Source organism: Holdemania filiformis DSM 12042 (assembly GCF_000157995.1).
In the GTDB taxonomy this organism is placed as follows: Bacteria; Bacillota_I; Bacilli_A; order Erysipelotrichales; family Erysipelotrichaceae; genus Holdemania; species Holdemania filiformis.
The window spans coordinates 18,840-45,821 of the sequence record NZ_GG657554.1 but is presented as its reverse complement, the minus strand read 5'-3'; the positions used below and the strand labels follow the sequence as shown (position 1 = coordinate 45,821).

The window sequence follows — 26,982 nt, the reverse complement described above, 5'->3', positions numbered from 1 at the left end:
CGCTATCTTCAGACGATGATCCGTCAGATCCTGATTCAGCGACCCTACATCATGGTTGCGGACGGAGTAATTATTGCCCATGCGGCGATTGACGCCGGCGTCAATGAAACATGCATGAGTCTGGTCCGGCTGCCGCATAAGATCGCTATTCACGACTATCTGCAAGCCGATATCATCCTGATTCTGGCAACGGTTGATTTCCAGAATCATCTGAAAGCTTTATCGCAGTTTAACGAACGGGTATCGGAGCCGGAAGGCCTGGCCCGGATCCGCAGGGCGGCTGACGCGGACGCCTTGCGGGCAGTCTTGATTGGGAAGGAGGGATAAGATGCAGAAAGAACCGATGATTTACCGCGATCTGATTTATCTGGATCCGACATATACGAGTCAGCACGACCTGTTTGAATCTCTCTTTCAACAACTTTACGAGAAGGGTTTTGTACAGGCCAGCTTTTTACAGGCAATTGAAGAACGGGAGGGAAAATATCCGACGGCTTTGCCGACGGAACCCTTTCCGATCGCGATTCCGCATACCGACCCGGAACACATTATAAAACCGTTCGTGGCCGTGATCCGGCTGCGGGACAAGCTTTTGTGGAAACAGATGGTATCCGAGGAAGTCATTGCGGTGAAAGCCGTGTTCCTGCTGGGATTCCATCATCACAGCGAATATCACATCCGCCTGCTGCAGAAGCTGATGGATCTGTTTTCCGGCACGGATTTTCCAGACCAGCTGTTAAAGGCGGAAAATGTCGAGGAATGTTACCGGCTGGCCTGTGCGGAGATCGGCAATCTGGAATGATTCGCTCATTTCCGCTGATTCAGAAAACAACGCATTGTGTGAAAAAGGAGAATTTATGAAAAAATTGATCGTTGCCTGCGGCAGCGGCGTCGCGACATCCCAAACTGTCGCCAGTAAGCTGAGCCGGCTGTTGAAGGAAAGAGGCTGTTCCTGCACGGTGGAAGCCGTGGATATGAAATCACTGGACCGTTATCTGGCCGGCCCGGATGTGGCGGGCTATGTGTACATCACCCGTCCGCTGAAGGATTATAAAGTGCCGGTTTATAACGGCATCGCGTTTTTGACGGGGATGAAACAAGAAGAAGAACTGCAGAAGATCATCACGGATCTGAAGCGGTAGTCCAACCAGGAGGGAGTGGAAAATAATGCAAATGTTTCAGGATTTAATCAACTGGATTTTAGGCTTCGGCGCTTCTGTTTTTGTGCCGATCATCATGATTATCGCGGGGCTGATCGTCAAGATGAAACCGAAGGACGCTATCTCCGCCGGCTTGCTTTTGGGCATCGCTTTTACCGGCATGAGCGAGGTTATCAATTTTATGCGCGGAGCGATCACGCCGGTCGCGGAAGCGATGATCAAAGCCACCGGCGTTCAGCTTTCCATCATGGACGGCGGCTGGACAACAATGTCCGTTATCTCATGGGCCTGGCCGTATGCCTTTGCGATGTTCCCGCTGCAGATCGGAATTAATATCCTGCTTCTGGCACTGGGGAAAACAAAGACGTTTAACGCCGACCTGTGGAATGTCTGGGGTAAAATCTTTACCGCGGTCATCGTGATGGGGACGACCAATTCCGTCGTTCTGGCGTTTGTCGTCGCTTCGATTCAGATCGTTCTGGAATTGTGGTCGAGCGACGCGCATCAGAAACGTCTGCAGAAAATGTCAGGAATTCCAGGCGTTACCTGTTCTCACAGAACACTGTTCTTCAGCTGCATTCTGTGGCCGTTTGATATGATTCTGCGGAAGATTCCGTTCTTGAATAAAGAATTCGGCGTCGCTCAGCTGCGCGACAAGATTGGTATTTTTGCGGAAAACCATGTGCTGGGTTTCATCCTGGGCTGCGTGTTCGGCATTATTGGCCGGTATGACATCGTCAATATTCTCAAGCTGGGATTGGTTGCGGGCACGGCGATGACGCTGTTCCCGATGGTCACGAAGCTGTTCATGCAGGCGCTGGCGCCAATCAGCGAGGCGGTGCAGGCGTATATGCAGAAGCGCTTTAAGGACCGCGAGCTGTATGTCGGTCTGGACTGGCCGTACTTAGGCGGTGCGAATGAAATCTGGATCGCCGTCATCGCGATTGTGCCGATGCTGGTTATCTATTCGTTTATTTTGCCAGGCAACAATCTGCTTCCGTTTGCCGGCGTTATCAATCTGTCGCTGGCCGTTCCGGCCTGGATCGTCACCAAGGGCAACGTGCCGCGGATGCTGATTCTGTGCGCGATCGGCGCTCCGGTCTTCCTGTATGTCGGAACCGCGATCGCTCCGTATATGTCGCAGCTGGCGATGCAGACGGGTGCTGTTGAACTGGCGGCCGGAGAACTGATTTCCAATTCCTCAATCAACGCTCCGGTTTTCACCTATGCGACACAGCTGTTCGCTTTCCTGCAAGGCAACTTCCTGCCGTTGATCGTCGCAGTCGTATGGGGAACCTGCTGGGTTCTGTATACACGCTGGCTGAAAAAGGAAGACGCGTTAATGGAACAGGAAGAACAAGCACAGGCTTCATCCGAGATTCAGTAGAGAATCAAAATCAGATTCAACCTGCGGTATTTATCAAATGAAACAAGGAAACAAAGTCAGCTTGCCTTTGTTTCCTTTTCAAAGGAGGACTCAAACATGAGCGAAGCATTGAAACAAGCGAAACAGGAAGTGCTCAAAGGCTGCCGTCTGACCTGCGAGAAGAACTTCACCGTCGGCACTGCCGGCAACATCAGCGCCCGCGTTTTGGGGGAAGACCGATTCGTCATCACCCCGACTTCAATGGATTATAATCGGTTAACGGAAGAGGACTTAGTCGTCATAGATATGGACGGCCATGTAGTGGAAGGTAAATGGAAACCGTCGATCGAACACAACCTGCACCGCTATATCTTCAAGAACCGGCCGGACGTCAATGCCGTTGTTCATGTGCATTCGACGTATGCCACCGCTTACGCCTCCATCGAAGGAATTGAGGAAATGCTGGCGCTGGATATTGAAGCGGCTAACTACTTGGGTGGTGATTTGAAAATCGCAGCTTTTGCGCCGCCGGGCAGCGATGAACTGGCGGAAGCGGTCCGCGATCAGCTCGGCGAACTGGCCGGGGTTCTGATGCGCAACCATGGCTCCTGCTGCGTCGGCGGTGATATGCAGATGGCGATGACTGTCGCTGAGATTGTGGAAAAAACCTGTTATTCATTATTTTTGATCCGGGCGATCGGCACGCCTTATCGTTTTCCGGAAGAATACAAAGCGGGCTCGTTTGAGCGGTACTGCAAATTCCATCGGGAGAAAAAAGCATGAAAATCGCGGTGATCCATACCGGACCTGTAACGCTGAATCCGATCAAAGCCTTGTTTAAGCAATGGCTGCCGGAGGTGGAGATGGTCAACATCATCGACGACAGTTTGCTCAACGATGTCATGAAGGCAGGCCATCTTACGGAAGCGGTCACCTCCCGGATTGTCCGTTACGCGCTGATGGCGCAGGAAATGGGCTGCGGCGCAATCCTGAACCAGTGTTCCTCAGTTTCTGAAGCGGTCGACGCCGCGCGGTCATGCCTGCGGATTCCCTATTTCAAAATCGACGAACCGATGGCGAAGCAAGCGGTCGAAACCGGACCGCGGATCGGCTTGGTCGCGACAGTGGAAACGACGCTGCCGCCCAGCCGGCGGCTGATCGAGGCCGAGGCGCGAAAGCAGAACCGGACTGTGACGGTTCAGGAGTATCTGGTTCCCGGCGCGCTGGCGTATCTGATGGAAACCCAGGATCAGGAAGGACACATCCGGATGGTTTTTGATACAATTCAAAAAGCAGCCGGAGAAAATGACGTCGTGGTGATGGCGCAGGGAAGCATGGCAATTTTACTGCCGCTGTGCAAGACCTTGCCTGTCCCGGTGCTGGCTTCGCTGGAAGCCGGCGTGCGTCAGTTGATCCCGATTGCGGAAAGGCAGGAATAAGAATGAAAATTGGATTTATCGGGTTGGGCGTCATGGGACGTCCGATGGCCAAAAATTTAATCCGGGCGGGACATGAACTAACCGTCGCGGATCATCATCCGGAGCATATCGCGGAGCTTGTTGAGCTGGGGGCAAAACCGGCAGCGTGCGGGAAAGAAGCGGCGGAGGGTGCTGAAGTTGTGATCACAATGTTGCCGAATTCGCCGCAGGTGGAAGCTGCGGTGTGTGATGAAGACGGAATTCTGGCTGGTTCCCATCCAGGCCAGATTCTCATTGATATGAGTTCGATCGCCCCGCTGGCCAGCCGCTCTCTGGCAGAGAGATGCCGGCAGGCAGGCGTGACGATGCTGGACGCCCCGGTTTCCGGAGGCGAGCCGAAAGCGGTTGACGGCACGTTATCGATTATGGCGGGCGGCGATGCAGAAACTTTTGAAAAAGTAAAAGGCCTGCTGCTGGAAATGGGTTCCTCAGCCGTTCATTGCGGACCATGCGGTGCGGGCAATACCGTGAAACTGGCGAATCAGATTATCGTCGCGGTGAACATGGCGGCAGTCGCGGAAGCTTTCACTCTGGCTGTACGGACGGAAGTGAAGCCGGAAGTCTTATTTGAAGCGATTCGCGGCGGATTGGCCGGCTCTACTGTGATGGAAGCCAAGGCGCCGATGATGATCGCGGGTCATCGTCAGCCAGGTTTCCGGATTGATCTGCATATCAAGGATCTGAATAACGCGTTGGAAACAGGACATGCGGCCGGTGCACCGCTGCCCCTGACAGCGCAGGTCATGGAAATGCTGGAGCTGCTTTCCAATCAGGGCTTCGGCGCGGAGGATCACAGCGCGCTGACTCGCTATTATGAGTTGCTGAGCGGCGTTGCACTGCATTCATGAATTCATCGGCGGAGCGGAAAGCGGAAGCGCTTGCGATTCTAAGGGAAGCCCTGGCGCAGGTTCAGCCGCAAAAACGTGTAAGCGAGGCGCTGGCGGATTGGCCGCAGGATGTGCCTTGTTCGCTCTTGGCGATAGGCAAAGCTGCCTGGACAATGGCGGAGGCGGCACGGGAAACCTTGGGCGATGGTCTGCGGGAAGGTCTGGTGATCACGAAGCATGGACACAGCCGGGGACCGCTGCCACCGCTGACGATCATCGAGGCTTCGCATCCTGTTCTAGATGAAACCAGCCTGACAGCCGGCCATGCGATCCTGGAATTTGCGCGGCGATTGAAGCCGGACAGCCGGGTGCTGATTATGTTGTCCGGCGGCGGTTCCGCGCTGGCCGAAGTCCTGCCTGAGGGTGTTACCTTAAAGCAAGTTCAGTACTTGAATGAACAGCTTCTGCGCAGCGGCGCACCGATTGAGGAACTCAACCGGATCCGCCGCCGGATATCCCGGCTCAAAGGCGGAAAACTGGCAGCCCTGCTGAGACCGCATCCGATTGAAGTTTTGATACTGTCGGATATTGTCAACGGCGATCCGCGGGATGTCGCGTCGGGACCCGTTTTTGCGGATCCCTTCGCCGGGCAGTCGCTGATGCCGCTGATCCGGCGATATCAGCTAAAGCTGGATCCCGCATTGCTTCCCTACCTTTCGAGTACGGAAGCGTCAGAATGCGGGCCGGTACGCTGGCAGCTTGTAGGCAGTGGAGAAGAACTGTGCGAAGCCGCCCGAGCGGCAAGTGAGCGTCACGGTTATCCGGCGCACATTGTTTCCGCCGCTGTGACCGATTCTGTTTCATCGTTGGCTAAGCGCTTGATCAAAGCCTGTGAGGAAACACAAAAAGGATTGGCTTCCAATGAAAGGCAGGCGCTGATCTTTGGCGGCGAACCTACTGTGGAAGTGAGCGGATCTGGCATGGGCGGGAGAAACCAACATCTGACCTTGCTTTGCGCGCAAAAACTTCAGGGACAACCCGGGATTACGATTCTGGCAGCCGGTTCGGACGGAACGGACGGACCGACAGACGCAGCCGGGGGACTGGCGGACGAAACAACCTGGATCCGGCTTGAAGGCAGTGGAGAAGCCGCGATCACGAATTTTGACGCCTATCCAGCTTTAGCAAAGGCTGGAAGTCTGATCGTCACAGGCCCGACAGGAACCAATGTCAACGATCTGATCATTGCCTTGATTGAACGGGAGTAAAGGATAACCAGTTGTCTGGGCATTAAAAGTTCCGAAATCGAAAACTAAAGTATAAAAAAGGATCGTGAATCGGAAATTTATAAAAATCCGAAAGCATGATCCTTTCTGTATGAATAAAAATTGCCATGTTCCCTTCATTTTCAATCTTGTTCAAAAGAAAGCCATGATCGGCACTTTTGATATTCAGATATTTTTTCTTTTCGAACATGACTTTCAAGCAAATGCCAGTGAATATCCAGAAAATTCGCATAAGAAAGCTGATCCTGAACCTCCCGGTAAAAAGAATTCTTAATCCAGATAAGATGACTGTCCATGATCATCCGCGTAAAAGCATGCCGTTCATCATCGCTCAGCCAGGGAACTAAAAATTCGCGGTCGCTTAACCGCTGCAAAGACAACTCCAGATGATTTTCAATCTGACTTACCATATCGACGTTGTGCCGGTAAAACTCCGGCGTCGCGCGGCCGAGTTCATCAACTGTATAGAAGAAGCGGTTGACAATCAAACTATCAATCATCGCTTCGATCAACTCAAAAAACTCCGTAAAAGTGGAAGCCGGCGGCTGATTCATAAAATCCGGCCATTTCAGCAAAGCGATCATCAAGTCTTCTTTTTTATGAAAATGATAAGTTAAATTACCCAGACTGATTCCCAGAGCGGAGGCAATATCGCGCATCGTGGTTTCCTGATATCCCTTTTCATTAAAAAAGGATTGTGCGGCCGCTAAAATTTCGTGCTTCAGATTCTTATTCATGAGGCATCACCCGGCTTTAATTCTAGCATGCGGTTTCCATTCTGACAAATTAACCTGGGACTTGACAAATAAGTAACAAACGATTAAACTCTAAATTAGTACAATGTACTAATTTAGGAGGGAAAGAAATGAAGAATAAACAAAGTCTTGCTTTACTAATAGCGGGTTTGCTGATGACCGCTTGTTCCGCATCCCCAGCCGCCAGTTCAACCCCAACTCCGGAAACAACGCCGGAACCGACAGCCAGCGCAGAACCGACGGTGGTGGATTACCGGAACATCGATGTTCAGCAACTGGCCAAGGAGGGGATGAAGCTCACTTCCGCAACGGTCTATGGCGTTTATAATCAGGAAGGCGATTCGGTCGACAGTTCGATTCAAACGACGGTTTACGTCAATGATGAAACCAAGGAAGTCGTCTTTATTGATTTTGTCGAAGCTCTGCTTCCGGTCTCGGCCGGCGGAGCAGATGGCTGGGCTATTCTCGACGATGAAAAAGCGGAAGCCTTAGGCGATGAGGCTGTCATCACGGCAGGTGAAAAGCGTTATCCGGCAGCCTTTGAGCTGAATGGGCTGACCTGGACGGCGGCAGCCTCAGCGGACTCCGTTGTTTATACCACGGAAATTGAAGGTGAAGACATCGAGTTTATGAGCTATATTGCAACACAGGAGGGCGGAGCCTGGTATCACGAGTCGTTAGCGAAACAGGTGCAGCTGCTGGACAGCGAAGGAAAACCAACAGCGGAAATTCAGATTGGAACAAAAGCCTCTATTGAACACGGCGTTGGCTTCTGGCCAAGTCCGATTACCTTCCCAGGGAATATTGAATTGATCAAAAATTATGTTTACGATCACGGCGTCAATTATGGAACTTATCCGGAAACCTCGGATATTGCTAAAAATGACGCAGGCGAATGGGCGGTTGCGGATGTAACGACCGGAGCCACGTTAGCGGGAGCACCGAACTATTTCAATCTGATCAAGCAGGCTTATGAGCTGATTGAATCAGGACAGGGAACGCCGTTTACTGCAGAATAAAGACGCGAAAAGAAAAAGCTGAGATTGAACGAGGATTCGGCCAGGAATCCCGTTGTCAATTTCAGCTTTTAATTTTACATGATCGAAATCAGCACGAAGCCTAACAGGAAACCAGCCAGCTGGAATACCAGCGGACGCCGGCCTTTTTCCATCAGCGTGACCTGCGGCAGAATTTCATAATAAGTAACATACAACATACATCCGGCGGCCAGCGCCAGGGTGAAACCGATGAATACCGGACTGATCGAACCCAGCAGGACGCCGGCGATCCCGCCGATCAAGGTCGGCAGTCCGCTTAACGCGACCAGAAACAACGCTTTGCCTTTGCCAACCCCGCCGCTGCGCAGCGGGACGATCATACCCATGCCTTCCGGCAGATTATGCAGGGCTAGAAGCAGCGCCATCATCATCCCCGTTTTCACTTCATATAACGCGCTGGATCCCACCGCCATACCCTCCGGGAAATTATGCAGAGCGACCGAGCCGATCATCATCATGCCCAGCTGCATTAATTTTTTAGTATTGACTTCTTCCATTGCGTGATGGTGATGATGCAGATCATCCAATTCATCGGGATGTTCGTCATGATGATGAAACAAACCGTCAAATTTTAATAGAAGCAGCACGCCCAATCCGCAGCCGGCGACAGCGATTGCCAGACCTGCCTGTTCCAAGGCTTCCGGCATGAGATCAAAGCAGATCATGCTGATCATCATCCCCGCCGAAAAGGCCAACAGACAGCTTAATGATTTCGAAGATTTCGGATCGATCCGCAACCCGAGAACCCCGCCTAAGAGCGTGCCCAGCACCCCCGCAACAAATGTCAATACGACAGCCATAACCATGTTGATCGCCTTCCCTTCAGCGTCTTTAATTATATCAAACGTGTCAAGAACATCCTGTTTCTTATGATTCTATTTTGCCCGGTTGACTTCATTACATAAACAAATAAAAAAGAAAAATAAATTGAAAGAAATTTTGTCTGGAATTCAAGTATAATGAAATTAGAATTTAATGGACAGATCATCCTGATTCAAAGTCAGAAGCTCATTTGAAAAGAGGGGGAAAACAAGCGTGGAAGCATTTATTACTAATTTCCAATCCCCTGTGGAATTGGAAGATTTAATCGATCGATATGAAACAGACCAAATGACGAACATTGATCATTTCTTTAGTGAAGCTACAACATTGGACTGGACTGTTAAGAAAGATGCGCAAATTCATGACATCGTTGTATTTATGTGCGCAAAGACGTCAAAAGATCACATGGGACATGTCTGTGCTCAATGTAAGGCAATTGGAAATCAGGAATTACTAATTTATGCCGAGCAAGAACGTCAATTATATAAAAAATATGCCGGAATGATTGTTGGTTTAGGAATCATTCAGGAACTTCCGTATCAAACTTTTGATTCAGGCTATCAATATTCATATTGGAAAAGTCCATGGTACGCTAAAATTTCCAACATAACGCGTTTAAAAAATCCGCTGCCAATCAATGAATTCCGTGACTTTATTTACATAAGCAGAACCGGGGCAATAACAAATTTAACACGAGATCAATATCGCCAATTGTTTAAACTATTAAAAGACTATAATTTTGAAATAAACGATAAATATCAAATGCTTTAGTTAAGGAAGGTGAGTTTGATAATGAAAAAAGCGTTCTTATGTCTTATCATCACTCTGTGTCTGTTTGGCTGCCAGACGAAACCCACAACCGAGGAAATTCTGCGGACTCAAACGGAACATTTTCTGGAATTGACAGACACGCTTCCCGTCATGCCGGAAGATCTATTCGACGATGCGAAAACGCTGGAAGAGCGGACGGCGCTGGCAGAAGATTGGGCTGCGCAGCTGCAGGATTATCTTTCGCCGGTGATGACGGATAAGGCGATAGAGGCCTTTGTCGCCAACCGAATGCCGGAAGGGTTTAACCGGTTTCTTGGCTTTGAAGAGACAATGCAAACCCAGGACTGCCGTCAGATCTCGAATGTGGAAAAACTCAGCGGCGGGGATTATGACGTCACGGTTACCTATACTGCGGACGAGCAGACGGTGAAGCTGCTGCTAAATTTTAAGGAAACGGCAGACGGCTGGCGAATCACGTCGCTGCGCCGGCGATAATACAGAGGCATAAGGAACAAATATTAACGGCGGGGACAATCCTCGCTTTTATACAAGGAAAATTAAATGATATAATAGGCTCAATGAGAAAGTGAGGAATTTCAATGATCAAATTCAACAAGGAACAATTAATCATGCAATCCGTTCAGGGCAAGGTTCATCCGCCGGTAATGAAGCGTCAGTACCGTGTCGGCAGCGATGGCCGGCCATGGATTCTGCCGGCGACCGGCGGGATCACGTATAATTTCCAGATTGGCGATGGTTGTATGGGCTTGGCCGGCGATCATGTCGAACCGGGCGTCAGTACGAAGAATCCGGATCCGGCCATGGATATGGCGTACAACACCTTGACCTGTGTCGGCAATCAGGCCAAGGTCATCACCGGTGAAGCAAAAGGCACAGTAGGCTACGTCACGGGCAAACACGGCGGCATTGATCATGTCATGATTGCCTTTGAACAGGAAGTGTTGGAAAAACTGACGATCGACGATCAATTTTTAGTCAAAGCCTGCGGCCAGGGCATGACGCTGACGGATTATCCGGAAATCACCGTGATGAATCTGGATCCGGAACTGCTGAATAAAATGGGGATTGAGGAACAGGACGGCTGTCTGGTTGTGCCAGTCACGAAGGTGATTCCGGCGGCGTTAATGGGTTCGGGCTTAGGCAGCGACACGATGCTGAGTGGCGATTATGATATCATGACGCGCGACGCGAAATCGTTTGCGGAGCTGGGATTACAGGAACTGCGGTTCGGGGATATCGTAATGATTCAGGACCACTGCAACGATCATGGTCCGGATTACTGCCAGGGCGCGGTCACGATCGGCGTGATCATCCATGGCGACAGCTACATTTCCGGTCACGGTCCGGGTGTTACCGTCTTGATGAGCTGCCGCACACCGAAGATCAAAGCCAAGCTGGATCCGAACGCCAATCTGGCAAACTATTTGAATTTTAAGAAATAAGCATCAGAATCCAGGCTTTCAAAGCAAGGGAAGCCACGGAATGAACAAGTCTGGAATGGAAAAAATTCGGAAAATCAAAACAAACAAGAAAAACCGGCGGGTCAGCCGGTTTTTAAATGACTTATCAGAGGCCTGACTGATCAGTTCCTCAGAGTAAGACAAGATTGATCAAAGCTTATCTCGCCTTAACGGAGAGAACTCTGGAATACGAGAATGCGAGATGGACAAACTCCAGTCCGGAGCGCCGTCAGGAATTTAGTTTTGAAATTCATGAAGCACGGCGATCAACAAAGTTCCGGATCCTGCGCCTGCTTCAAAGCTTCGATTAACAGACTGGCGCTGTGCGAACAATAATGATCGCGCCGGCGGATCAGACAGATATCCCAGGTCAGCTCTTTTTCCGTAAACGGAATCACGGGCAGCTCGTCCGGCTGATCATCCCGGCGGTAATACGTCGTGCCGATGCCGACGCCCTGGTTGCTGAGGACCAGCTCTTTCCAGGCGATTTCGTTGGGCGAACTTAGCGCGTAGGAAAGATGCAGCTGCTGGCGCAGCGCGCACTGTTCCACAGCCTGCCAGATTTTAAAAATCCGGTTTTTGGTGATCAGCGGATACTGGCTGCATTGCTTCAGCGTCGTTGTTTTCTGACGGGCCAGCGGATGATCGGGATGAACGACGGCGCACAGCTGATAATGCTGGAGCACGGTTGTTTCAAACATTTCCGGCTTGTTGGGCAGATTGATCGACAGTCCGAGGTCGCAGTCCTCCTGTTCCACCATTTGTTCGGCAAAGACGTCGGGCAATTCCAGAAATTCAATTTCTATCTCTGGATGTTGGGCTTTGAACGCGGTGAAGACGGAATTGAAATGACCCTGGAGAATACCATGGCTGCAGGCGACGCGGAGATGATTATTTTCCTGGCTGGCGATGTTTTTCAGCCGGTCCTCCATCGCGTTGATCTGACTAAGCAAGACCGTGACTTCGCTGAGCAGCGCCTGGCCGAAGGTCGTCAGCCGCAGTTTTCCCTGATCGCGATAGAAAATTTCAGTATCAAATTCCCGCGCCAGAACACGCATGGACTTGCTTAACGCCTGGGGCGTGATGTACAGCGCCCGGGCGGCTGCGGGCAGATTCAGACATTCCGAAAGTTCCTTAAAATAAATCATTTGCCGAAGTTCCATCTTTGCACTCTCCTCGCTCTTAGTGAAACATACCGGATCAGCCTTGTCAATCATGAATGAAACTCAAAGTTTCAAAGGTGAAGAAAAAGGTTGATTGCCTGTGAAAATAAAATCAAATACAATGAAGACAGCGAATTCTTCGTAAAGAAGAAAGCGGGAGGAAGAAAATGAAGAAAGTTTTGACTATGATTCTGAGTCTGACGCTGCTGATCTCGATGACAGCCTGCCAGGCGCAGAAGCCGGCGGAAGGGAAATACACGCCGGGAACCTACAGCGCACAGGCCCAGGGATTCGGCGGCACGGTAACCGCCACGATCACCACTGACACTAATGCCGTGACCGAAGTTGTTCTGGAAGGTGCGGAGGAAACACCAGCCATCGGGGGCGCAGCTTTGGAAACGCTGGCTGCGGCCATTAAGGAAGCCGGCAGCGCGGAGATCGACGGCGTCAGCGGCGCTACCGTGACCAGCAACGCGGTGAAAACCGCCGTCAGCCAGGCCCTGGATCAGGCCCAGGGAAAAGAAACCGCCAAGGCGGAGCTGAAAGACGGAACCTATCCGGTCAAAAGCACCGGCTACAGCTGGACCGGCATGATCAGCGCCGATGTTACGATTGAAGGCGGTAAGCTGGCCGGCATCGCCATTACCGAGGAACACGAAAGCGAGACCGGTGAAATGGCGCAGACCGCATTTGACGCTTTAATCCCGCGGATGATCGAAGCGCAGAGTCTGGCCGTCGACAACATCAGCGGCGCGACGGCAACGTCCAATGCGATTCGTGATTTAGCGGCCCAGGCGATTACTGCGGCCGGCGGGGATCCGGCTCAGTGGCAGACCCCGGTGGAAAAGAAATCAGATATCGTCAAGCTGGAAGGCTACGACGTCATTGTAGTTGGTTTGGGCGGATCGGGAATCTTGTCCTATTGCGCGGCGGCGGAATCCGGCGCGGCGGTCTTCGGCATTGAAACGACAGCCAAGCTGGGCGGACAATCCGCGACAACGACCGGCCCGATGGTCATCAATTCAAAAAATGAAGCTTATCAGGATGTGACGTTTGCGAATCCGGATGACGTCTACAAGACCTGGATTGATTATGTGGAAACCGAGGAGAAAGCGGATATTATCCACGAAGCCGTGTATAACAGCGGAACTTATCTGGATTACTATATTGATCAGTTCGGTTTTGAATTTTCCGGCATGATCATGAGCTTTGCGAAGCCGGAATGGTCGCAGTTCTGGACCCGGTATGTCGGGGAGAATGGAACCTCGAATATCTTTGGACCGACCAAAACCAACCAGTTCAACCGGGCGATGGACAAAGCGGCAGCGCTGAATGAAAAGAACGGCTATCAGCTGGAGCTGACGGCGCAGGAGCTGTTGTTTGACAACGGTGAAATCGCAGGCGTTAAGGCCGTTTCCTATGACGGAACAGTTTATGAAATCTATGGCGATGCTGTGATTCTGGCAACCGGCGGGTATATCGGCAACGAGGAAATGGTATTGGAAAATTGGGAGGCCATGCCGAACACGGTGGCTTCCTTAGTCAACGACGGCACAGGCATTCAGATGGGACTGGCGGCCGGCGGTACAACCTATATGATGGGCGTAGCGCCGATGATTCATATCCTGCAGGTTCCGAATCTGATCAAAAACGACGATCTGACTGCCGATCAGAAGGCAATCTTATCCGCGCTCGCTTTGGTCAAGGGAGAAACCAGTGTGACGGTCAATGGCGAAGCGCTGGACCCGACATTATCGGAAGCGATGATTCCGGAATATAAATACTACAACGTGTATACCGCGGAACAGATTGAGGCCTATAAAAACGAAGGCCTGAGTGAAAACTTCGCGACGGCAACCAGTATGTTCTTAGGCCAGGGCGGCAGCTTTGAAGTCGGCCAGCCGATCGCGGATCTGGATACGATCCTGGAAGTCGGCCAGCAGTACAAGAACGTGTTAAAAGCGGATTCGATTCAGAGTCTTGCGGAACAGATTGGCTGTGATGCCAACGTTTTGGCGGAAACGCTGGGCGGCGAAGACACAACCTATTACGCTGTGATCGTATCCGGCTACACTTACGGCACCGTCGGCGGTCTGGACGTTGACGTCAACATGAATGTGCTGCGCGAAGACGGCACGCCGATTGCGAACCTGTTCGCAGTGGGCACCGATTCGATGGGCGTAGAAAACATCGAAGGCAAGCCGTACACCCCATGGGGCGGACAGGCTCAGTCCTGGACGTTTGTCTCCGGCTATTTAGGCGGCAAAGCTGCGGCAGAAGTCGGAATGGCTGAATAACCAGCGCTTAATTCAGGAAGAAGATCTCATTTCTAATTTGAAGTGAGGTCTTTTTTTGCGCTTGTTCACAAGACAAGCACCTGGGACTAAATGGTCGGATTTTACCGCGCATTATTTTGTAAGGCAGACTCGATGACGACGCCCTGATCAGCAGCGGGCAGATAAGATCGCTAATTAAAGAATGATTTTTAAATAGAATCTTGTGACGATGATGAATAGATGAACCTTTCGGAGCAGGGATGAAATTTGAAAACACTTCGGTATGACCTGAACATAAACATCACAAAATTTGTAAGACGTTTTATGGGCACAAGCACCGGGCTGGAACTCCGGTAAAAAGTATTGAATGACACAGGATTAACTGATATTGTTTTTATAAGTTAATGCTTAATATTAAAAAATAAAGAGGTGTGTTATGGAACATGATCAGATCAAAGCTTTCACCGATATTGTTAAATATGGAAGTATTTCTGCCGCTGCCTCAAATACGTATACTTCGCAAAGTTATTTAAGCCATAAACTTTTAACTTTAGAACAGGAATTGAACGCAACCTTGATCACACGCGGAAAAGGAATCAGAAAGATTGAACTAACGACTCATGGCGTTGAGTTTTTACGTTTAGTGAATCAATATCATGCGACGTGGAATGAGATGCTTCAAATCGGCAAGAGTCAGGATAGAATGCATTTATCAGTCGGGGCCGTCCATGGAATTAATGCTTATACTTTTAGAGACATATATCGTGATTATGTTATGAAGCATCCGGAAATGAGACTGAATATTTATACCTATCACTCACGGGATTTATATGAAAAGGTGGCATCCAGAGAAAATGACTTGGCTTATATCTACAATGCGATTAATTATACCGATATCATTGTAACCCCTGTTTTCAAAGAACAATTTTGTCTGATCAGTAAAGCAGACAGTCCTTATTATGATGGGATCATGCCCAATGAATTATCGGCAAAGGACGAAATTTATATCCGATATAATAAAGAATATGAAATATGGCATGATCAGTTTTGGTCTGGGAATCACTATGTAGTGAGAATTTCTTCGACGAATTCAGCAGTTTATTTAATGGATGATAAAATCGATGGGCGATTGCCAATATATCCACGGCAAAAATACTAGAAAAACAATACGCTATCAAGATTAATACCTTAGGAAATCAACCGCCCTATTTAACCTGTTATCTGATCGAGCATAAAATTCCGCTGGCCAGCAGAATCGAAGCGATTGAAATTTTTAAGAAACAAATTTATGAATATATTCGCCAGCTTGAAGATATTGAAATAATTTAAATGTAAGCGAATACATTAAAAACAGGCTTGACGTAAGGCTTGTTTTTAAAATAGCGCAAAGCAAGATATTTAATAGCCTAAAACAGCAGTTTTTAAATGATTAAAAACATCGTACTTTATAATCAGAATTGCAATTCACGAATGAAGAAAAATAACTTTGAAGAGGAGACGAATTCAATGCCTGAAAAAAAATACGAGAAAATTGCAGAGGAGGTTCTGCAAAAAGTAGGTGGTTCTTCTAATGTTAAATACCTTGAACATTGTTCTACACGTTTGAGATTTAACTTAGTCGATAATTCAAAAGCTGATATTGAAGGTTTAAAAGCAATAAAGGGTGTAATGGCGGTCATCGTTAATGCTCAATTCCAAGTAGTTATTGGCCAGGATGTTACTGAAGTTTATGATGTCTTAGCAAAATCTGTGACCGTGGGCGGAGCCGTTGATGTTAAGGAACCGGTTAAAACTAAAAAAGGATTTAAGAAATATGCGTCAATATTCTTGGATTTCTTAATCGGTGTATTTAATCCGCTAGTTCCGGCTTTGACGGGCGCCGGTTTAGTAAAAAGTATCTTTACTATTTTAGTTACGGCCGGGGTTCTTACTAAAAACGATGGTATTTATCAAGTGTTTATTGCGGCATCCGATGCAGTATTCTACTTTCTGCCCGTTATTATCGCAGTGACAACAGCGAAAAAATTGGGCTGCGATAAAATTGTTGCGCTTGCCATTGCGGCGGTTACCTTGCTTCCAGCGTTTACGACCGCAGTTGCCAGTGAAGCAGGGGTGTCTATTTTTGGACTCATGGTTCCTAATTATTCTTACAGCAGTCAGATCTTCCCCGCTATTTTAACCGTAGTGCTGATGGCTGCTGTTGAAAAGAGTTTTAGGAAAGTATGTCCTAAGCCGTTAAGAATTATTTTAGTCCCCGTCGTATGCTTCTTGGTGGTTACACCGATTTCAGTCTTATTCTTATCTCCGCTTGGATTTAAAATGGGGGAATTATTTACTGCTGGATTATTATCATTGCACTCGTCTTTTGGCTGGATCATCGTTGCGATCTTAGGGGCAATTTTACCGTTTCTAACCGCGGTTGGCATGCATAAGCCGTTGGTTCCTTATGCGACGGCGGCCTTTGCTTCAACCGGCTTTGATTATATTAACGCACCGGCTAAAATTGCGCATAACATTTCAGAATCAGGCGCTTGCTTTGCGGTTGCTTTAAAAACAAAAGATGCAGATTACAGGGCGGTTGCTTTCTCCGCAGGAATTTCAGCCTTCTTCGGTATCAGTGAACCTGCGTTGTATGGTGTGACGCTGCAAAATAAAAAAGCCATGGCCGGCGTTGTGATTGCAGGATTTATCTCTGCCATGGTTACGTCCTTATTGCACTTACGTTCAACTGTGATGATGGGGACGGGAATCTTAGGTATTCCTCAATTTATTGACCCCGCCAATCCCAATAATCTGTATGTTGCATTGCTTGGATATGTACTGGCTATATCCATATCCTTTGCGGTTACATTTTTGCTCTATAAGGAAGAAAAGTAATAGGTGATCTTATGAATAAAATAGTGTTTCCAAAAGATTTTTTATGGGGAGCCGCAACATCAGCTTTCCAGGCAGAAGGTGCTTACAATGAAGATGGAAAAGGTCTTTCTTTAGCTGACATTCGCAGTATGAATATCAATCCCGATGAAGAACCGACCAAAGCCCTGGCCAATAAAGGTGACAAAATTGCGGATAGTACGGTGGCGTCAGATCATTATCATCATTGGGAAGAAGATTTAGCATTGATGAAAGAGTGCGGGTTGAAATCATATCGCTTTTCAATTGCCTGGACTAGAATATTTCCAAATGGAGATGATGAGGAACCCAATCAAAAAGGCGTGCAATTTTATGAAAATATCATTGACCGCTTAAATGAATATGGAATTGAACCTATTATTACGCTGTATCATTTTGATTTTCCGGCAGGCTTGCAAAAGAAATATGGAGGCTTCTCAAATCGTCAGGCAATTGTTGATTTTGTTCGCTATGCCAGTTTTTTATTCAAACATTTCAAAGGAAAGGTTCGATATTGGCTTGTTAATAACGAACAAAATGCAATGATTCGCCGAGATGGGTACCTTGGAATCACTGAAACAAATCCTTTGAAGCGTGAACAATTGCGGCACCGGTGCAATCATTACATGTATGTCGCCTGTGCTAAAGCGATCACGGCTTGCCACGAAATTGATCCTGAAGCAAAAATTGCTCCTGTGATGGCGTATGCTCCGCATTTTCCATTAACGAGTAAGCCGGAAGATGTCTTAGCGGCAAGAAACGCTAATGATTTATTCTTCCATTATATGATTGACGTTCATTGCAGAGGTGAATATCCGGGTTATTACATCAAATGGTTAAAAGATAACGACTGGTGTCCTGAGATAACAGAAGAAGATTCAGCCGCACTCAAAAAGGGAAAACCTGATTTCTTTGCCTTTAATTATTATCGTTCAAATGCGGCGGAATACTGTCCTGAAGATGTTGATCCTGAATTAGTTGAAAGATTGAGAGTGGATGCGCGCAGCAGAATACTGCCGGGATTGTGCCGATGTTTACAAAATCCGCTTATCAGTGAGGATGAGCGGAACAAATGGAGATCGGATCCGATTGGATTTCATATCGCGTTCCGGAATGTCTACGAATTATGTCATTTACCTTTAATGATCTGTGAAAACGGATATGGCGCTCCCGATACTCTGGAAAAAGAGGGACTAATCCATGACTCTTATCGGATCGAATATTTGAAGAATCATATTTTACAAATGAATGAGGCGATTCAAGAGGGAATTCCGGTGATCGGCTATCACGCATGGACTTTCTTAGATGTCATAAGTACCTCCGAAGGCTTTAGAAAACGGTATGGCTTTGTTTATGTTAATCGTGATGATAACGGCGGTGACTTAAAACGATATAAGAAAGATAGCTTCTATTGGTATCAAAAAGTAATTAAGACCCATGGTAAAAGCTTGATGGACTAGAAAACGGAATTCTCGTCATGGAATGGGATTAAAGAGACGGCGACAATCCTAAAAGGATAGGAATGGAATTTCCTGGGTATCCAGATAAAGTTTAAAATCGAGAGAAAAGGAGCATGGATGAAAACACCTGCAACAGGTTTTCCATCTATGCTTTTATGTTCATAAGTGTTGTAAATAGAAGGGGAGTTTAATCAGCAGTTTTTTTCTGGTAAATACAGGCTTTATGCCAACACCTTGTTTTATTTATACAGGAAGAAACATTCAGGCAGGAAATCCGCGGATTTGTTCGTCTTTAATCATTATTCAAAAGTCTTTTGTCACACGGCATAGAACAATCCGGTATAATTTTCATAATCCGTTCCGAGGTACCAATAACAATGCCGCACCCCGGATTGTGTACTGCGGCTGCGATCTGGAAGCAATCCGCCGGCTGGTCGAGGAAGGGAAAGGACTGGCAATCTGTAATCCTCAGTTTCCCATTGTCAGCGAGAAGATCGTAAAAATACCAATGCGCAACAAGAATCCGTGGCAGCTCAGCGTGGCGATTCCGCTGCGGCCGCAAAGTCGGATTGCCGAACGGTTTTTCCAGATCGTACAGAAAGCTGCGCTGCCCCTGAATAAGAAACTTCCAGGCCGGACTTCCACCAGTTCCCCAAAGGCCGCATCGGCAGAAGACTGAGCCGGAAACAACGAACCAGGAGAATCAATCAAGATAAGTAAAAAAATCCTGCCTTCCCCAGGACCCTCGGGGATAAAAGCAGGATTTATAAAATGGATGCGAGAAGAATGCGGGAAACAGACTTATATTTCCTGCATCAGCTTTTCAAACTGATCCAGCGTTTCTTCAAAATAGCGGAACGCATCGTCATAGACCTGTTCTCCCCGCGGATCCGCACCAGCTTCGACCAGCTGATCAATCGGAGCACAGCTGCCCCCGCGCGTTAAGAACCGCAGGTAATCTTCGGTTTCTCCCTTGAGAATCCGGGAAGCGAAGGATAAGGCAACGGACATGCCGATCGTGTATTTATAAACGTAGAAGTTGTAATAGAAATGCGGAACAGAATAACATTTGTATTTTTCGAGTTCATGCACAGTGACCGCCGGTCCATAGTAGTCCTGATTCAGCTTGTAATAATAATCCGTCAAGTCTGAGGAGGATAAGGCCTGTCCGGCTTCCAGCTGCTCGTGCAGCCAGGCCTCAAACTGAGCGAACATCGGCTGACGGTACAGCGTGCCTACCAGCTGTTCCAGCATGTTGTATAACAACGAAGCCTTCATTTTCGGATCGTCGCTGTGCTGAAGCATGTATTGATTCAGCAGCACTTCGTTGACGGTGGAGGCGACTTCGGCGACAAAGATGCGGTAATCCGCTAACAGCGGCCGGTTAGCCCGGTGGGAGAAGAACGAGTGCATCGAATGTCCCAGCTCGTGCGCCAGCGTGCTTAAGGAATCATAACCGCCGGTGAAGTTGGTCAGCACAAATGGATTGGAATCATAGGTGCCCCACGAATACGCGCCGCCGCGCTTGTCCTGATGCGGATAATAATCGATCCAGCGCTCAGTCCGCGCCCGCTTTAACAACGCCTGATACTCTTCGCCTAACGGCGCTAACGCCTGATCAAGAATTTCAAAGCACTGATCAAGATCATAATGCCCATCGACAGCTTGGACTAACGGGACATTCAGGTCATAGCTGGTGCAGTCGTCCAGTTTCATGATCTTCTTTTTTAATTCGTTATAACGCCAGAAAGCCGGATGATATTTTGTATTCGCCATCTCCAGCACCTGATGAAACAGCGGAACATCCGCGCCATCCTCAAACAGGCTCGCTTCCAATGCGCTGGAGAAATGATGCAGCTTTGCCTGAAGCACCTGGCCCTGGGCATGGCCGGTCAGCGTGGAACAGAAGACGTTCTGATGCCGGCGGTATTCTTCATAGAAATGCTCAAACGCCTGTTTGCGGATTTCCCTGTCCGGATTGTGAAGCAGCTGGTTCATGATCGCCTGGTTTAAGAACTCTTCTTTTCCATCGATCATCACTGGTTTAAATTCCGGCACAAACGCCTTGAAGGTTTTCTGCGGGTTCTGGAACAGCTCGCTCATCTGTGCCAGCAGATGCTCTGTCGGGGCGTCCGGACGATGCGGAATCGTGCGGAATGTTTCTTCCATCGGATACCGGTAATCCGCGCAGTCTTCTTCCGTCAGATAAGCTTCGACGGTTTTCTGATGTTCAATGAATTCCTGATCAACAAACGTTGTGGCGGCCGCCGCCTGGTTGACAAAGGCAACGGATTTGGCCAAATTCTGCTGGACCTGCGGATCCTCCGGCTCGACGTCGGCGCGCATCTGAGCGTAGACCGTCAGATTTTCACACTGCCGCTGCAGCGCTTCCTGTTTGTCCATAAACTGCCGGAAGCTTTCACGGGATTCTGTGATGTGTCCCTGCGCCTGTGTAATCTCACTCAGCAGCTGCTTCGCTTGTTCCATCGCGGTGTCAAACTGGGCCTGATCGGCGAACAAACCGCTCAGATCCCAGGTATCTTCAATTCTGATTTCTTTTCTTTCCATCGTTGATTTCACCTCTGTCTTTTATTGTATCATCATTTTCAGATTTTCCTATTTCTTCCGCTCGACAAAATGACAATGGACAAGAAAGTTTCAGAAGAAAGCGGGGATCGTTGAGCGTTGATCCTTTCTCCAGAGAAGATTAGCGTCCGGCTCGTTTATCAATAGGTATAGAAAAACGGAAGGGTTGATTGATCGTCACCCCTCCGCTTGTGTTCAGATACGTTTGTTTTTTTTCTATGATGATGGGAAAATCCGGATGTTGTCAGCTTCTCCGCAGATGAATTTCTAAAAGCGGATCAGGAGTGCATGTGCAGACCGCCGTCGAGCATGAAGCTCTGACCGTTGAAATAACCGGAATCCTCTGAAGCTAAGAAGGCGATGATCGGTCCGCAGTCTTCTTCCGTCGTCCCGATGCGGTGCAGCGGTGATCTTTCTTCCAGCGCTTTCAGCGCGGCTGGCTGAGTAGTACGGAAATTCTCCGTTGCAATGATCGGCAGGAAGACGTTGGATGTAATCCCGTATTGTCCCCATTCGTTGGCGGCGGTGCGGGTGATCGCGCGGATCGCTTCCTTGGCCATGCCGTAAGCACCGAAGCCGGCGCTGCCGTCATAACCAGCCGCGGAAGCCGTGTTGATGATGCGGCCCCAGTGGTTTTCTTTCATGTACGGGAAGCACAGCTGCATGAATTTCAGGCTGGCCAGCGGGCCGGTCTTGTACGCCAGCAGCGCGTAATCCGTATCGATGTCCTCAATCGGCCGGTAAAGCATAGCGCCCTGGGCGCAGTTGATCAGAATGTGGACCGTTTGGAAATGAGCGATAGTTTCATCGACAACATGCCGGATCTGAGCTTCGTCCGCAACGTCGCAGACGACGGTCAGCACCTGGCCTTCCGGCTTCTGACTTTCGATTTCCTGCCGGATCTGATCCAGTTTTTCCTGCCGGCGGGCACAGAGCACAACGGAAGCCCCGTGGGCGGCTAAAACTTTAGCGACGCCCGCGCCGACGCCCGAGCTGGCGCCGGTAACAATGGCCACTTTTCCAGAGAGTTTAAGCATACAAATCACCTACCCTTTTCTTAGTTTCATTATAGCACTGACTCGTGAAGAAAAAACAAATTTTAACAAAGTATTGTTTTCACAAAGTCTGAATCGAAAAGTGAAGTCATGACTTGTACTTGATGGATCCATCCGATTCTGGCGACGATGAAAAGAACCGAAAGCCGTTGTCTTTCCAGGGAGAAATTCACGGTCTTTTGTCATGGAGGGCAGGCTTGCTTAGTCTTGCGGCCTGAGCGAAGCAAAGCAGGGCCGGCATATAAAAGGGCCAGATCCATGCGCCGGCCGCCGTCCGTGAACCGCCCAGTTGGAAAAGCACGACATTCAGATCGCACAAGGCTAACAGCACAGCCCCAACCGATGTCCAGATCCGGGTTTGAATATCCGAGGACTGAAACTCTGATTTGATCTCCTTCCGCCTGCCCGCTGTCTGCTTTAACGGAAAAGTATCGATCAGAATTCCCAGCGCCGCGCTGAGGTTGAAGGCCGTCTGGATCGTGTAGAACAGAGCCAGACAGATCAGTTTGGGGAGTTTCAGAAGCAGCCCCGCAATAAAGACAAGACCGCCGGTGATCAGACACAGCTGGATCGTTTGTTCGCGGGAAATCAGAATGAAACTCAGACAAAGCTGAACAAGACAAAAGACCGCAATTCCAATTTCCCATTGTGTCGTAAACAACAGAAACAAGTCGGCCAGGGCACAGCTGGTCAGAATGAAGATCGGCAGCGGATCCCCAGGCTTGTCCTTCCGCCTGGATAACAGCGCGCTCGCCAGACACAGGACAACCCCGGTCCACTTCCAATATTCAATCTCCGCGGCACCTGGCAGAATGCCGTTCTCCATCGCCAGGATCAAACCGCTGAAAAAGACCGCAAGCAGAAACATCAGCGCCACCTCCGCGGTTTAGCCTTCCCCATTCCGCACTGTCCTATCAGTTCGCTGAAAGACAGCGCTGATCCTATTTTTCCGGCTTGGCAAAAATCAAACTGAAACAGACTAGAAAGAAAAAGAAAAGGAGCGCGCGGGGCGCTCCCAAAGGGAGGGAAGAAAGAAACATTGGGCTGATTCTTGAACTTGGAAAGATTTTCGGTATTCCTTTTCAAGCTGGCTGTGACGGCTCGATCAGACTCAGAACATCCGCAGGATAAACGCCGCCAGGCTGCAGCAGACGACGCCGCAGGCCGTCGGGATCAGGATCGCCGCGGCGGTCCATTGGACACTCTTGGTTTCCTTGTAAATGGTCAGGCAGGTCGTCGAACAAGGCCAGTGAAACAGCACGAAGATCAAAGTACACACCGCCGTTGTCAACGTCCAGCCCTGCGCCAGAAACAAGTCCTTCATCGCGGCCAGACTGCTCATTTCGATCAGCGAGCCATTGGCCATATACGCCATGATGATGATCGGGATGACGATTTCATTCGCCGGGAATCCAAGGATGAAGGCGATCAGGATTACGCCGTCCAGTCCCATGAAGCGGCCTAGCGGATCGAGGAATCCCGACGCCCAGGCGAGCAGCGACTGACCTTGGATGCCGACGTTCGCCATCACCCACAACAGAATGCCGGCTGGCGCGGCTACGGTGATCGCCCGTCCCAGCACGAACAACGTGCGGTCAAAGACCGAGCGGACCAGCACCTTGCCCAGCTGCGGCCGGCGGTAAGGCGGAAGCTCCAGCGTGAACGAGGACGGCACACCTTTCAAGACTGTGGCTGACAACAGCCGGCTGACCAGAAACGTCATACCCAGTCCCAGCAGGATTGTCAGGGTTAAAAGCAGTGCCGACTGCAGCGACTGTGTCAGGCCTGCGGCCGAGCCGAGAAAGAACATGGTCAGGATGCTGATCAGTGTGGGAAATCTTCCATTACAAGGAGCAAAATTATTTGTCAGGATCGCGATCAGCCGTTCCCGCGGAGAATCGATAATCCGGCAGCCGATTACGCCGGCGGCGTTGCAGCCGAAGCCCATGCAGGTCGTCAGCGCCTGTTTACCGCAGGCATGCGCTTTGGCAAATGTTTTGTCCAGATTGAACGCGACACGGGGCAGATAACCAAGATCCTCAAGATAGGTAAACAACGGGAAGAAGATCGCCATCGGCGGAAGCATAACCGCGACCACCCAGGCTAATACCCGGTACATCCCTTCGCTCAGCATGGTGACGATGACACCCGGCAGATGCAGCGCCGTTAGAAATTCTGCCAGCGGCGCTTCCAGGGAGAATAAGAATTCCGCTAGCATCTGCGAGGGAATATTCGCGCCGGCCAGCGTGATCCACAACACCAGGCACAGAAGCAGGATCATCAGAGGAATCCCGGCCCAGCGGGAGAACAAAATCCGGTCGATCTGCCGGTCGCGTTTCATCGCTTCGGCTTCGTTCATCGTTACGGTCTGTTCGGACAGTTGCTGCGCCTGCTGGATTGGACACTGGATTAACTGATCCGGCCAGCGGTCGTTTTTGTAGGCCTGATCGAGGACCTTGCGGCTGCGCAGAGCCAGACTGTGGAGCGTTTCAATATCCGCCTGGCTCAGCGAGGTTGATTCATATAACGATTTCAGCGTAGATTCCGGATTGTTCAGGATCTGCAAGGCAATCCAGGGAATGTCATAGGCCGGATCGAGCATCCGCAGCTGTCCGCGCAGGCGGTCAAGTTCGTTCTGAATTACAAACGGATAATCCAGACAGGCGATCTGTGTGCGGGGATGTTCCGTCAGCTGGGCGACGGCGTCCATCAGCGCGTCTAATCCCTGATGACTGCGGGCGCTGGCGGCGACGACCGGCACCTGAAGCAGTTCGCTCAGCTTTTCCAGGTCGATTTCGATTTTCTTCTTGCGCGCTTCATCCATCAGATTAACACAGACGACGACGTTCGCGGTCATCTGGAGAATTTGAAGGACGAGGTTGAGGTTCCTTTGCAGCGCCGTCGCGTCGCAGACCACGATCGTTACAGCGGGTTTTTGAAAACAGATGAATTCGCTGGCGATCGCTTCCTCAGCGCTGTTGGCGATCAGGGAATACGTTCCCGGCAGATCGACCAGCGTATAGTCCGTTTCCTGATGCCGGGCCGTGCCTTTCGCCAGCGCGACGGTTTTTCCCGGCCAGTTGCCGGTGTGCTGGTTCATGCCGGTCAGCTCATTAAACACGGTGCTTTTGCCGACATTGGGATTGCCGGCCAGCGCAACCAGAATTTCCGAGTCCGCAAACCGGAAGTTACGGCTGGCTTTCGCACTGGTTGACTGAACAGTGAGTCCCATACTTATTCCTCGTCATGCTCGACAAGGATGGAACGGGAATCTTTGTCGCGAATGGCAATGACTGTGCCGCGGATCAGATAGGCGACCGGATCGCCGGCGCAGCTTTTGACCAGCGGGATCAATTCGGTACCCTGGACTAATCCGATATCCTGCAAGCGGGTGCGGATCGAGCCGGTGCTGTTGAGCTGGGTGACTTTGCAGCGCTTACCCAACGGGATCTGATTTAATGAACATTGGACGATACTCATAGTCAATTCCTCCTTTAAGTTGGTGATGGGAAAGTTTGTTTCCCACTACCAACTTATGTGAAGGGGACTGGCGCTGCTAGGCTTACGGAACCGCTGTCAAAAAGAAAGCCCTAAAAAGCAGCGGCATGCCATTTGTTCGATCATGAAGGAATTCTTACAATTTCGATGACGGTCGAAAGAAGGAGAGCGGGAATGATATAATTTAAAAAAGAGGGAAATGAAAAAGGATGAAGAAAACAAAATTTCTGGAATCGAAAATTCTGACTGTCGCGCTTGGGCTTTTCATTGCAGGCAATGTCTATGGTCTTTTAAACCGTTCGTTAACACCGACTGATTATCGGCATTGCGGCGTTTTTCAGTTCAGCGGGACTGACGGTTACGGCCATGTTGAATTTACCAATCACGAGTCCGTTTATAATCTTACGCGGGAAGGGGAATTCTGCGCCAACTTGGAGTTTTTCGCAAAATCAGAAACCGGGCTGGTTCCGATCACCGCGCTGAACCGGCTGCATAACGGGGATTCGCTGACCGTCATTCCGGTCTATGATTCGGTCTACACCGAACTATTAAAGGTGAAGCCGGACGCCTCGCCGCTGACACTTAAGGTGGAGGGCCTGCCTGCGGGGCTGACCGGTCAGGATCCGCGCCTGGAGGCTCAGAAAGCAGAGATTCTACGGGCTCTGACGCCGCGTTTTACAGGGCAGCCAAGCTGGATTACGGTTGCCTTGCGCGAGGATGAGAAGAATGAAACGACGTTGATCATTTACTTTGAAGATCTGGATTCTGAAAGGGTCTATGCTGCGGAGCTCAAAGGCGCTTATTTTGACGAGCAGGATGTTTTTCATTTTGAGGAAAAAGAACTGCGCCTGGCTGACGATCAGGAATTTGCGCGGCAGGCGGATCCATCCAGGATCCGGGAGACGGGAAAGGAGCAGGCAGGCGAATGAAACGAAAAGGAATCAATATCATGCTTCTGGTTGTGGCGGTGATGACGCTGGGATTGCTTGTCTATCGTACAAGGCAAAGACCTGTTGTTCAGATCAGCCACGAAGCCTGGGAATATTAT

The 26,982-nt window shown here is 49.7% G+C and carries 26 protein-coding genes; 18 read left to right on the top strand and 8 right to left on the bottom strand.

Annotation, left to right across the window (positions count from 1 at the left end; genetic code table 11):
- The 8 genes from HOLDEFILI_RS19585 to HOLDEFILI_RS05130 form a co-directional block, all read left to right on the top strand.
- The coding region (locus tag HOLDEFILI_RS19585; protein WP_006058441.1) for a PTS sugar transporter subunit IIA at positions 1 to 327 on the top strand (327 nt) is incomplete at its 5' end.
- A 1-nt stretch (position 328) separates the two neighbouring features.
- Positions 329 to 802 (top strand): PTS sugar transporter subunit IIA, encoded by a 474-nt coding sequence (locus HOLDEFILI_RS05160; RefSeq protein ID WP_006058440.1) that lies wholly within the window; start codon positions 329 to 331, stop codon positions 800 to 802.
- 55 nt (positions 803 to 857) lie between these two features.
- Positions 858 to 1,142 carry a PTS sugar transporter subunit IIB gene (locus tag HOLDEFILI_RS05155; RefSeq protein ID WP_006058439.1) on the top strand — a complete coding sequence of 95 codons (285 nt, stop codon included), beginning with the start codon at positions 858 to 860 and terminating at the stop codon, positions 1,140 to 1,142.
- A gap of 25 nt (positions 1,143 to 1,167) precedes the next feature.
- Complete coding sequence (locus tag HOLDEFILI_RS05150; protein ID WP_006058438.1) at positions 1,168 to 2,547, top strand: PTS galactitol transporter subunit IIC; 1,380 nt, start codon at positions 1,168 to 1,170, stop codon at positions 2,545 to 2,547.
- Between the two features lie 96 nt (positions 2,548 to 2,643).
- Complete coding sequence (locus HOLDEFILI_RS05145) at positions 2,644 to 3,309, top strand: class II aldolase/adducin family protein (protein ID WP_006058437.1); 666 nt, start codon at positions 2,644 to 2,646, stop codon at positions 3,307 to 3,309.
- Positions 3,306 to 3,965, top strand: a complete 660-nt coding sequence (locus HOLDEFILI_RS05140) for an aspartate/glutamate racemase family protein (protein ID WP_006058436.1) — start codon at positions 3,306 to 3,308, stop codon at positions 3,963 to 3,965. Before HOLDEFILI_RS05145 ends, HOLDEFILI_RS05140 begins: the two co-directional genes overlap by 4 nt.
- Positions 3,966 to 3,967: 2 nt before the next feature.
- Positions 3,968 to 4,852 (top strand): 2-hydroxy-3-oxopropionate reductase, encoded by an 885-nt coding sequence (garR, locus tag HOLDEFILI_RS05135; protein WP_006058435.1) that lies wholly within the window; start codon positions 3,968 to 3,970, stop codon positions 4,850 to 4,852.
- Positions 4,849 to 6,099 (top strand): glycerate kinase type-2 family protein, encoded by a 1,251-nt coding sequence (locus HOLDEFILI_RS05130; protein WP_006058434.1) that lies wholly within the window; start codon positions 4,849 to 4,851, stop codon positions 6,097 to 6,099. Before garR ends, HOLDEFILI_RS05130 begins: the two co-directional genes overlap by 4 nt.
- 140 nt (positions 6,100 to 6,239) lie before the next feature.
- On the opposite strand, the gene HOLDEFILI_RS18235 is transcribed toward HOLDEFILI_RS05130, so the two are convergent.
- Positions 6,240 to 6,854 (bottom strand): TetR/AcrR family transcriptional regulator, encoded by a 615-nt coding sequence (locus HOLDEFILI_RS18235; protein WP_006058433.1) that lies wholly within the window; start codon positions 6,852 to 6,854, stop codon positions 6,240 to 6,242.
- Between the two features lie 128 nt (positions 6,855 to 6,982).
- On the opposite strand from HOLDEFILI_RS18235, the gene HOLDEFILI_RS05120 reads away from it, so the two are divergent.
- The gene (locus HOLDEFILI_RS05120) at positions 6,983 to 7,891 is read left to right on the top strand and encodes a hypothetical protein (protein WP_006058432.1); all 909 of its coding nucleotides are present in this window, start codon (positions 6,983 to 6,985) and stop codon (positions 7,889 to 7,891) included.
- 74 nt (positions 7,892 to 7,965) lie between these two features.
- Here the strand turns inward: HOLDEFILI_RS05120 and HOLDEFILI_RS18230 are convergent, their stop codons facing one another.
- Positions 7,966 to 8,736 carry a ZIP family metal transporter gene (locus HOLDEFILI_RS18230; protein ID WP_006058431.1) on the bottom strand — a complete coding sequence of 257 codons (771 nt, stop codon included), beginning with the start codon at positions 8,734 to 8,736 and terminating at the stop codon, positions 7,966 to 7,968.
- A gap of 229 nt (positions 8,737 to 8,965) precedes the next feature.
- Here HOLDEFILI_RS18230 and HOLDEFILI_RS05110 point away from each other — a divergent pair, with 229 nt between their 5' ends.
- From HOLDEFILI_RS05110 to HOLDEFILI_RS05100, 3 genes are all read left to right on the top strand, one after another.
- The gene (locus HOLDEFILI_RS05110; protein WP_006058429.1) at positions 8,966 to 9,523 is read left to right on the top strand and encodes a hypothetical protein; all 558 of its coding nucleotides are present in this window, start codon (positions 8,966 to 8,968) and stop codon (positions 9,521 to 9,523) included.
- A 21-nt stretch (positions 9,524 to 9,544) separates the two neighbouring features.
- Complete coding sequence (locus tag HOLDEFILI_RS05105) at positions 9,545 to 10,018, top strand: hypothetical protein (RefSeq protein ID WP_006058428.1); 474 nt, start codon at positions 9,545 to 9,547, stop codon at positions 10,016 to 10,018.
- 104 nt (positions 10,019 to 10,122) lie between these two features.
- A complete protein-coding gene (locus HOLDEFILI_RS05100) occupies positions 10,123 to 10,986 on the top strand; it encodes a DUF4438 domain-containing protein (protein ID WP_006058427.1) in 864 nt (287 codons plus the stop codon).
- A 284-nt stretch (positions 10,987 to 11,270) separates the two neighbouring features.
- On the opposite strand, the gene HOLDEFILI_RS05095 is transcribed toward HOLDEFILI_RS05100, so the two are convergent.
- Positions 11,271 to 12,167, bottom strand: a complete 897-nt coding sequence (locus HOLDEFILI_RS05095) for a LysR family transcriptional regulator (RefSeq protein WP_039864063.1) — start codon at positions 12,165 to 12,167, stop codon at positions 11,271 to 11,273.
- Between the two features lie 167 nt (positions 12,168 to 12,334).
- Here HOLDEFILI_RS05095 and HOLDEFILI_RS05090 point away from each other — a divergent pair, with 167 nt between their 5' ends.
- From HOLDEFILI_RS05090 to HOLDEFILI_RS19170, 5 genes are all read left to right on the top strand, one after another.
- Entirely contained in the window at positions 12,335 to 14,464 is a 2,130-nt protein-coding gene (locus HOLDEFILI_RS05090; RefSeq protein WP_006058424.1) for an FAD-binding protein, read from the top strand.
- Positions 14,465 to 14,879: 415 nt separating this feature from the next.
- Positions 14,880 to 15,602, top strand: coding sequence for a LysR family transcriptional regulator (locus tag HOLDEFILI_RS05085; RefSeq protein ID WP_006058423.1), 723 nt, complete (start codon positions 14,880 to 14,882; stop codon positions 15,600 to 15,602).
- 266 nt (positions 15,603 to 15,868) lie between these two features.
- A complete protein-coding gene (locus tag HOLDEFILI_RS05080; protein ID WP_006058421.1) occupies positions 15,869 to 17,320 on the top strand; it encodes a PTS transporter subunit EIIC in 1,452 nt (483 codons plus the stop codon).
- 11 nt (positions 17,321 to 17,331) lie between these two features.
- A complete protein-coding gene (locus tag HOLDEFILI_RS05075) occupies positions 17,332 to 18,795 on the top strand; it encodes a glycoside hydrolase family 1 protein (RefSeq protein ID WP_006058420.1) in 1,464 nt (487 codons plus the stop codon).
- Between the two features lie 223 nt (positions 18,796 to 19,018).
- Complete coding sequence (locus tag HOLDEFILI_RS19170) at positions 19,019 to 19,474, top strand: type 2 periplasmic-binding domain-containing protein (protein ID WP_156788853.1); 456 nt, start codon at positions 19,019 to 19,021, stop codon at positions 19,472 to 19,474.
- Positions 19,475 to 19,596: 122 nt separating this feature from the next.
- Here the strand turns inward: HOLDEFILI_RS19170 and pepF are convergent, their stop codons facing one another.
- The 5 genes from pepF to HOLDEFILI_RS05045 form a co-directional block, all read right to left on the bottom strand.
- Positions 19,597 to 21,363, bottom strand: coding sequence for an oligoendopeptidase F (gene pepF, locus HOLDEFILI_RS05065; RefSeq protein WP_006058418.1), 1,767 nt, complete (start codon positions 21,361 to 21,363; stop codon positions 19,597 to 19,599).
- Positions 21,364 to 21,659: 296 nt separating this feature from the next.
- The gene (locus tag HOLDEFILI_RS05060) at positions 21,660 to 22,418 is read right to left on the bottom strand and encodes an SDR family NAD(P)-dependent oxidoreductase (RefSeq protein ID WP_006058417.1); all 759 of its coding nucleotides are present in this window, start codon (positions 22,416 to 22,418) and stop codon (positions 21,660 to 21,662) included.
- A gap of 187 nt (positions 22,419 to 22,605) precedes the next feature.
- The gene (locus HOLDEFILI_RS05055; RefSeq protein ID WP_006058415.1) at positions 22,606 to 23,304 is read right to left on the bottom strand and encodes a lysoplasmalogenase family protein; all 699 of its coding nucleotides are present in this window, start codon (positions 23,302 to 23,304) and stop codon (positions 22,606 to 22,608) included.
- 243 nt (positions 23,305 to 23,547) lie between these two features.
- Positions 23,548 to 25,668 (bottom strand): ferrous iron transport protein B, encoded by a 2,121-nt coding sequence (feoB, locus tag HOLDEFILI_RS05050; RefSeq protein ID WP_006058413.1) that lies wholly within the window; start codon positions 25,666 to 25,668, stop codon positions 23,548 to 23,550.
- 2 nt (positions 25,669 to 25,670) lie between these two features.
- Positions 25,671 to 25,916: a FeoA family protein gene (locus HOLDEFILI_RS05045; RefSeq protein ID WP_006058412.1), complete on the bottom strand. Its 246-nt coding sequence runs from the start codon at positions 25,914 to 25,916 to the stop codon at positions 25,671 to 25,673.
- A gap of 227 nt (positions 25,917 to 26,143) precedes the next feature.
- Here HOLDEFILI_RS05045 and HOLDEFILI_RS05040 point away from each other — a divergent pair, with 227 nt between their 5' ends.
- Positions 26,144 to 26,863, top strand: a complete 720-nt coding sequence (locus HOLDEFILI_RS05040) for a hypothetical protein (protein WP_006058411.1) — start codon at positions 26,144 to 26,146, stop codon at positions 26,861 to 26,863.
- The last annotated feature ends 119 nt before the right edge of the window (positions 26,864 to 26,982 follow it).

Excerpts from the sequence above, each read along its gene's own strand:
- HOLDEFILI_RS05090 (WP_006058424.1), top strand. The coding sequence starts at position 12,335 with ATGAAGAAAGTTTTGACTATGATTCTGAGTCTGACGCTGCTGATCTCG.
- HOLDEFILI_RS05075 (WP_006058420.1), top strand. The coding sequence starts at position 17,332 with ATGAATAAAATAGTGTTTCCAAAAGATTTTTTATGGGGAGCCGCAACA.
- HOLDEFILI_RS05080 (WP_006058421.1), top strand. The coding sequence starts at position 15,869 with ATGATTAAAAACATCGTACTTTATAATCAGAATTGCAATTCACGAATG.
- HOLDEFILI_RS18230 (WP_006058431.1), bottom strand. The coding sequence starts at position 8,736 with ATGGTTATGGCTGTCGTATTGACATTTGTTGCGGGGGTGCTGGGCACG.
- pepF (WP_006058418.1), bottom strand. The coding sequence starts at position 21,363 with ATGGAAAGAAAAGAAATCAGAATTGAAGATACCTGGGATCTGAGCGGT.
- HOLDEFILI_RS05095 (WP_039864063.1), bottom strand. The coding sequence starts at position 12,167 with ATGGAACTTCGGCAAATGATTTATTTTAAGGAACTTTCGGAATGTCTG.
- HOLDEFILI_RS05130 (WP_006058434.1), top strand. The coding sequence starts at position 4,849 with ATGAATTCATCGGCGGAGCGGAAAGCGGAAGCGCTTGCGATTCTAAGG.
- HOLDEFILI_RS05045 (WP_006058412.1), bottom strand. The coding sequence starts at position 25,916 with ATGAGTATCGTCCAATGTTCATTAAATCAGATCCCGTTGGGTAAGCGC.
- HOLDEFILI_RS05085 (WP_006058423.1), top strand. The coding sequence starts at position 14,880 with ATGGAACATGATCAGATCAAAGCTTTCACCGATATTGTTAAATATGGA.
- HOLDEFILI_RS05060 (WP_006058417.1), bottom strand. The coding sequence starts at position 22,418 with ATGCTTAAACTCTCTGGAAAAGTGGCCATTGTTACCGGCGCCAGCTCG.
- HOLDEFILI_RS18235 (WP_006058433.1), bottom strand. The coding sequence starts at position 6,854 with ATGAATAAGAATCTGAAGCACGAAATTTTAGCGGCCGCACAATCCTTT.
- feoB (WP_006058413.1), bottom strand. The coding sequence starts at position 25,668 with ATGGGACTCACTGTTCAGTCAACCAGTGCGAAAGCCAGCCGTAACTTC.
- HOLDEFILI_RS05055 (WP_006058415.1), bottom strand. The coding sequence starts at position 23,304 with ATGTTTCTGCTTGCGGTCTTTTTCAGCGGTTTGATCCTGGCGATGGAG.
- HOLDEFILI_RS05145 (WP_006058437.1), top strand. The coding sequence starts at position 2,644 with ATGAGCGAAGCATTGAAACAAGCGAAACAGGAAGTGCTCAAAGGCTGC.
- HOLDEFILI_RS05120 (WP_006058432.1), top strand. The coding sequence starts at position 6,983 with ATGAAGAATAAACAAAGTCTTGCTTTACTAATAGCGGGTTTGCTGATG.
- HOLDEFILI_RS05140 (WP_006058436.1), top strand. The coding sequence starts at position 3,306 with ATGAAAATCGCGGTGATCCATACCGGACCTGTAACGCTGAATCCGATC.
- HOLDEFILI_RS19170 (WP_156788853.1), top strand. The coding sequence starts at position 19,019 with ATGCCAACACCTTGTTTTATTTATACAGGAAGAAACATTCAGGCAGGA.
- HOLDEFILI_RS05155 (WP_006058439.1), top strand. The coding sequence starts at position 858 with ATGAAAAAATTGATCGTTGCCTGCGGCAGCGGCGTCGCGACATCCCAA.
- HOLDEFILI_RS05100 (WP_006058427.1), top strand. The coding sequence starts at position 10,123 with ATGATCAAATTCAACAAGGAACAATTAATCATGCAATCCGTTCAGGGC.
- HOLDEFILI_RS05105 (WP_006058428.1), top strand. The coding sequence starts at position 9,545 with ATGAAAAAAGCGTTCTTATGTCTTATCATCACTCTGTGTCTGTTTGGC.
- HOLDEFILI_RS05160 (WP_006058440.1), top strand. The coding sequence starts at position 329 with ATGCAGAAAGAACCGATGATTTACCGCGATCTGATTTATCTGGATCCG.
- garR (WP_006058435.1), top strand. The coding sequence starts at position 3,968 with ATGAAAATTGGATTTATCGGGTTGGGCGTCATGGGACGTCCGATGGCC.
- HOLDEFILI_RS05150 (WP_006058438.1), top strand. The coding sequence starts at position 1,168 with ATGCAAATGTTTCAGGATTTAATCAACTGGATTTTAGGCTTCGGCGCT.
- HOLDEFILI_RS05040 (WP_006058411.1), top strand. The coding sequence starts at position 26,144 with ATGAAGAAAACAAAATTTCTGGAATCGAAAATTCTGACTGTCGCGCTT.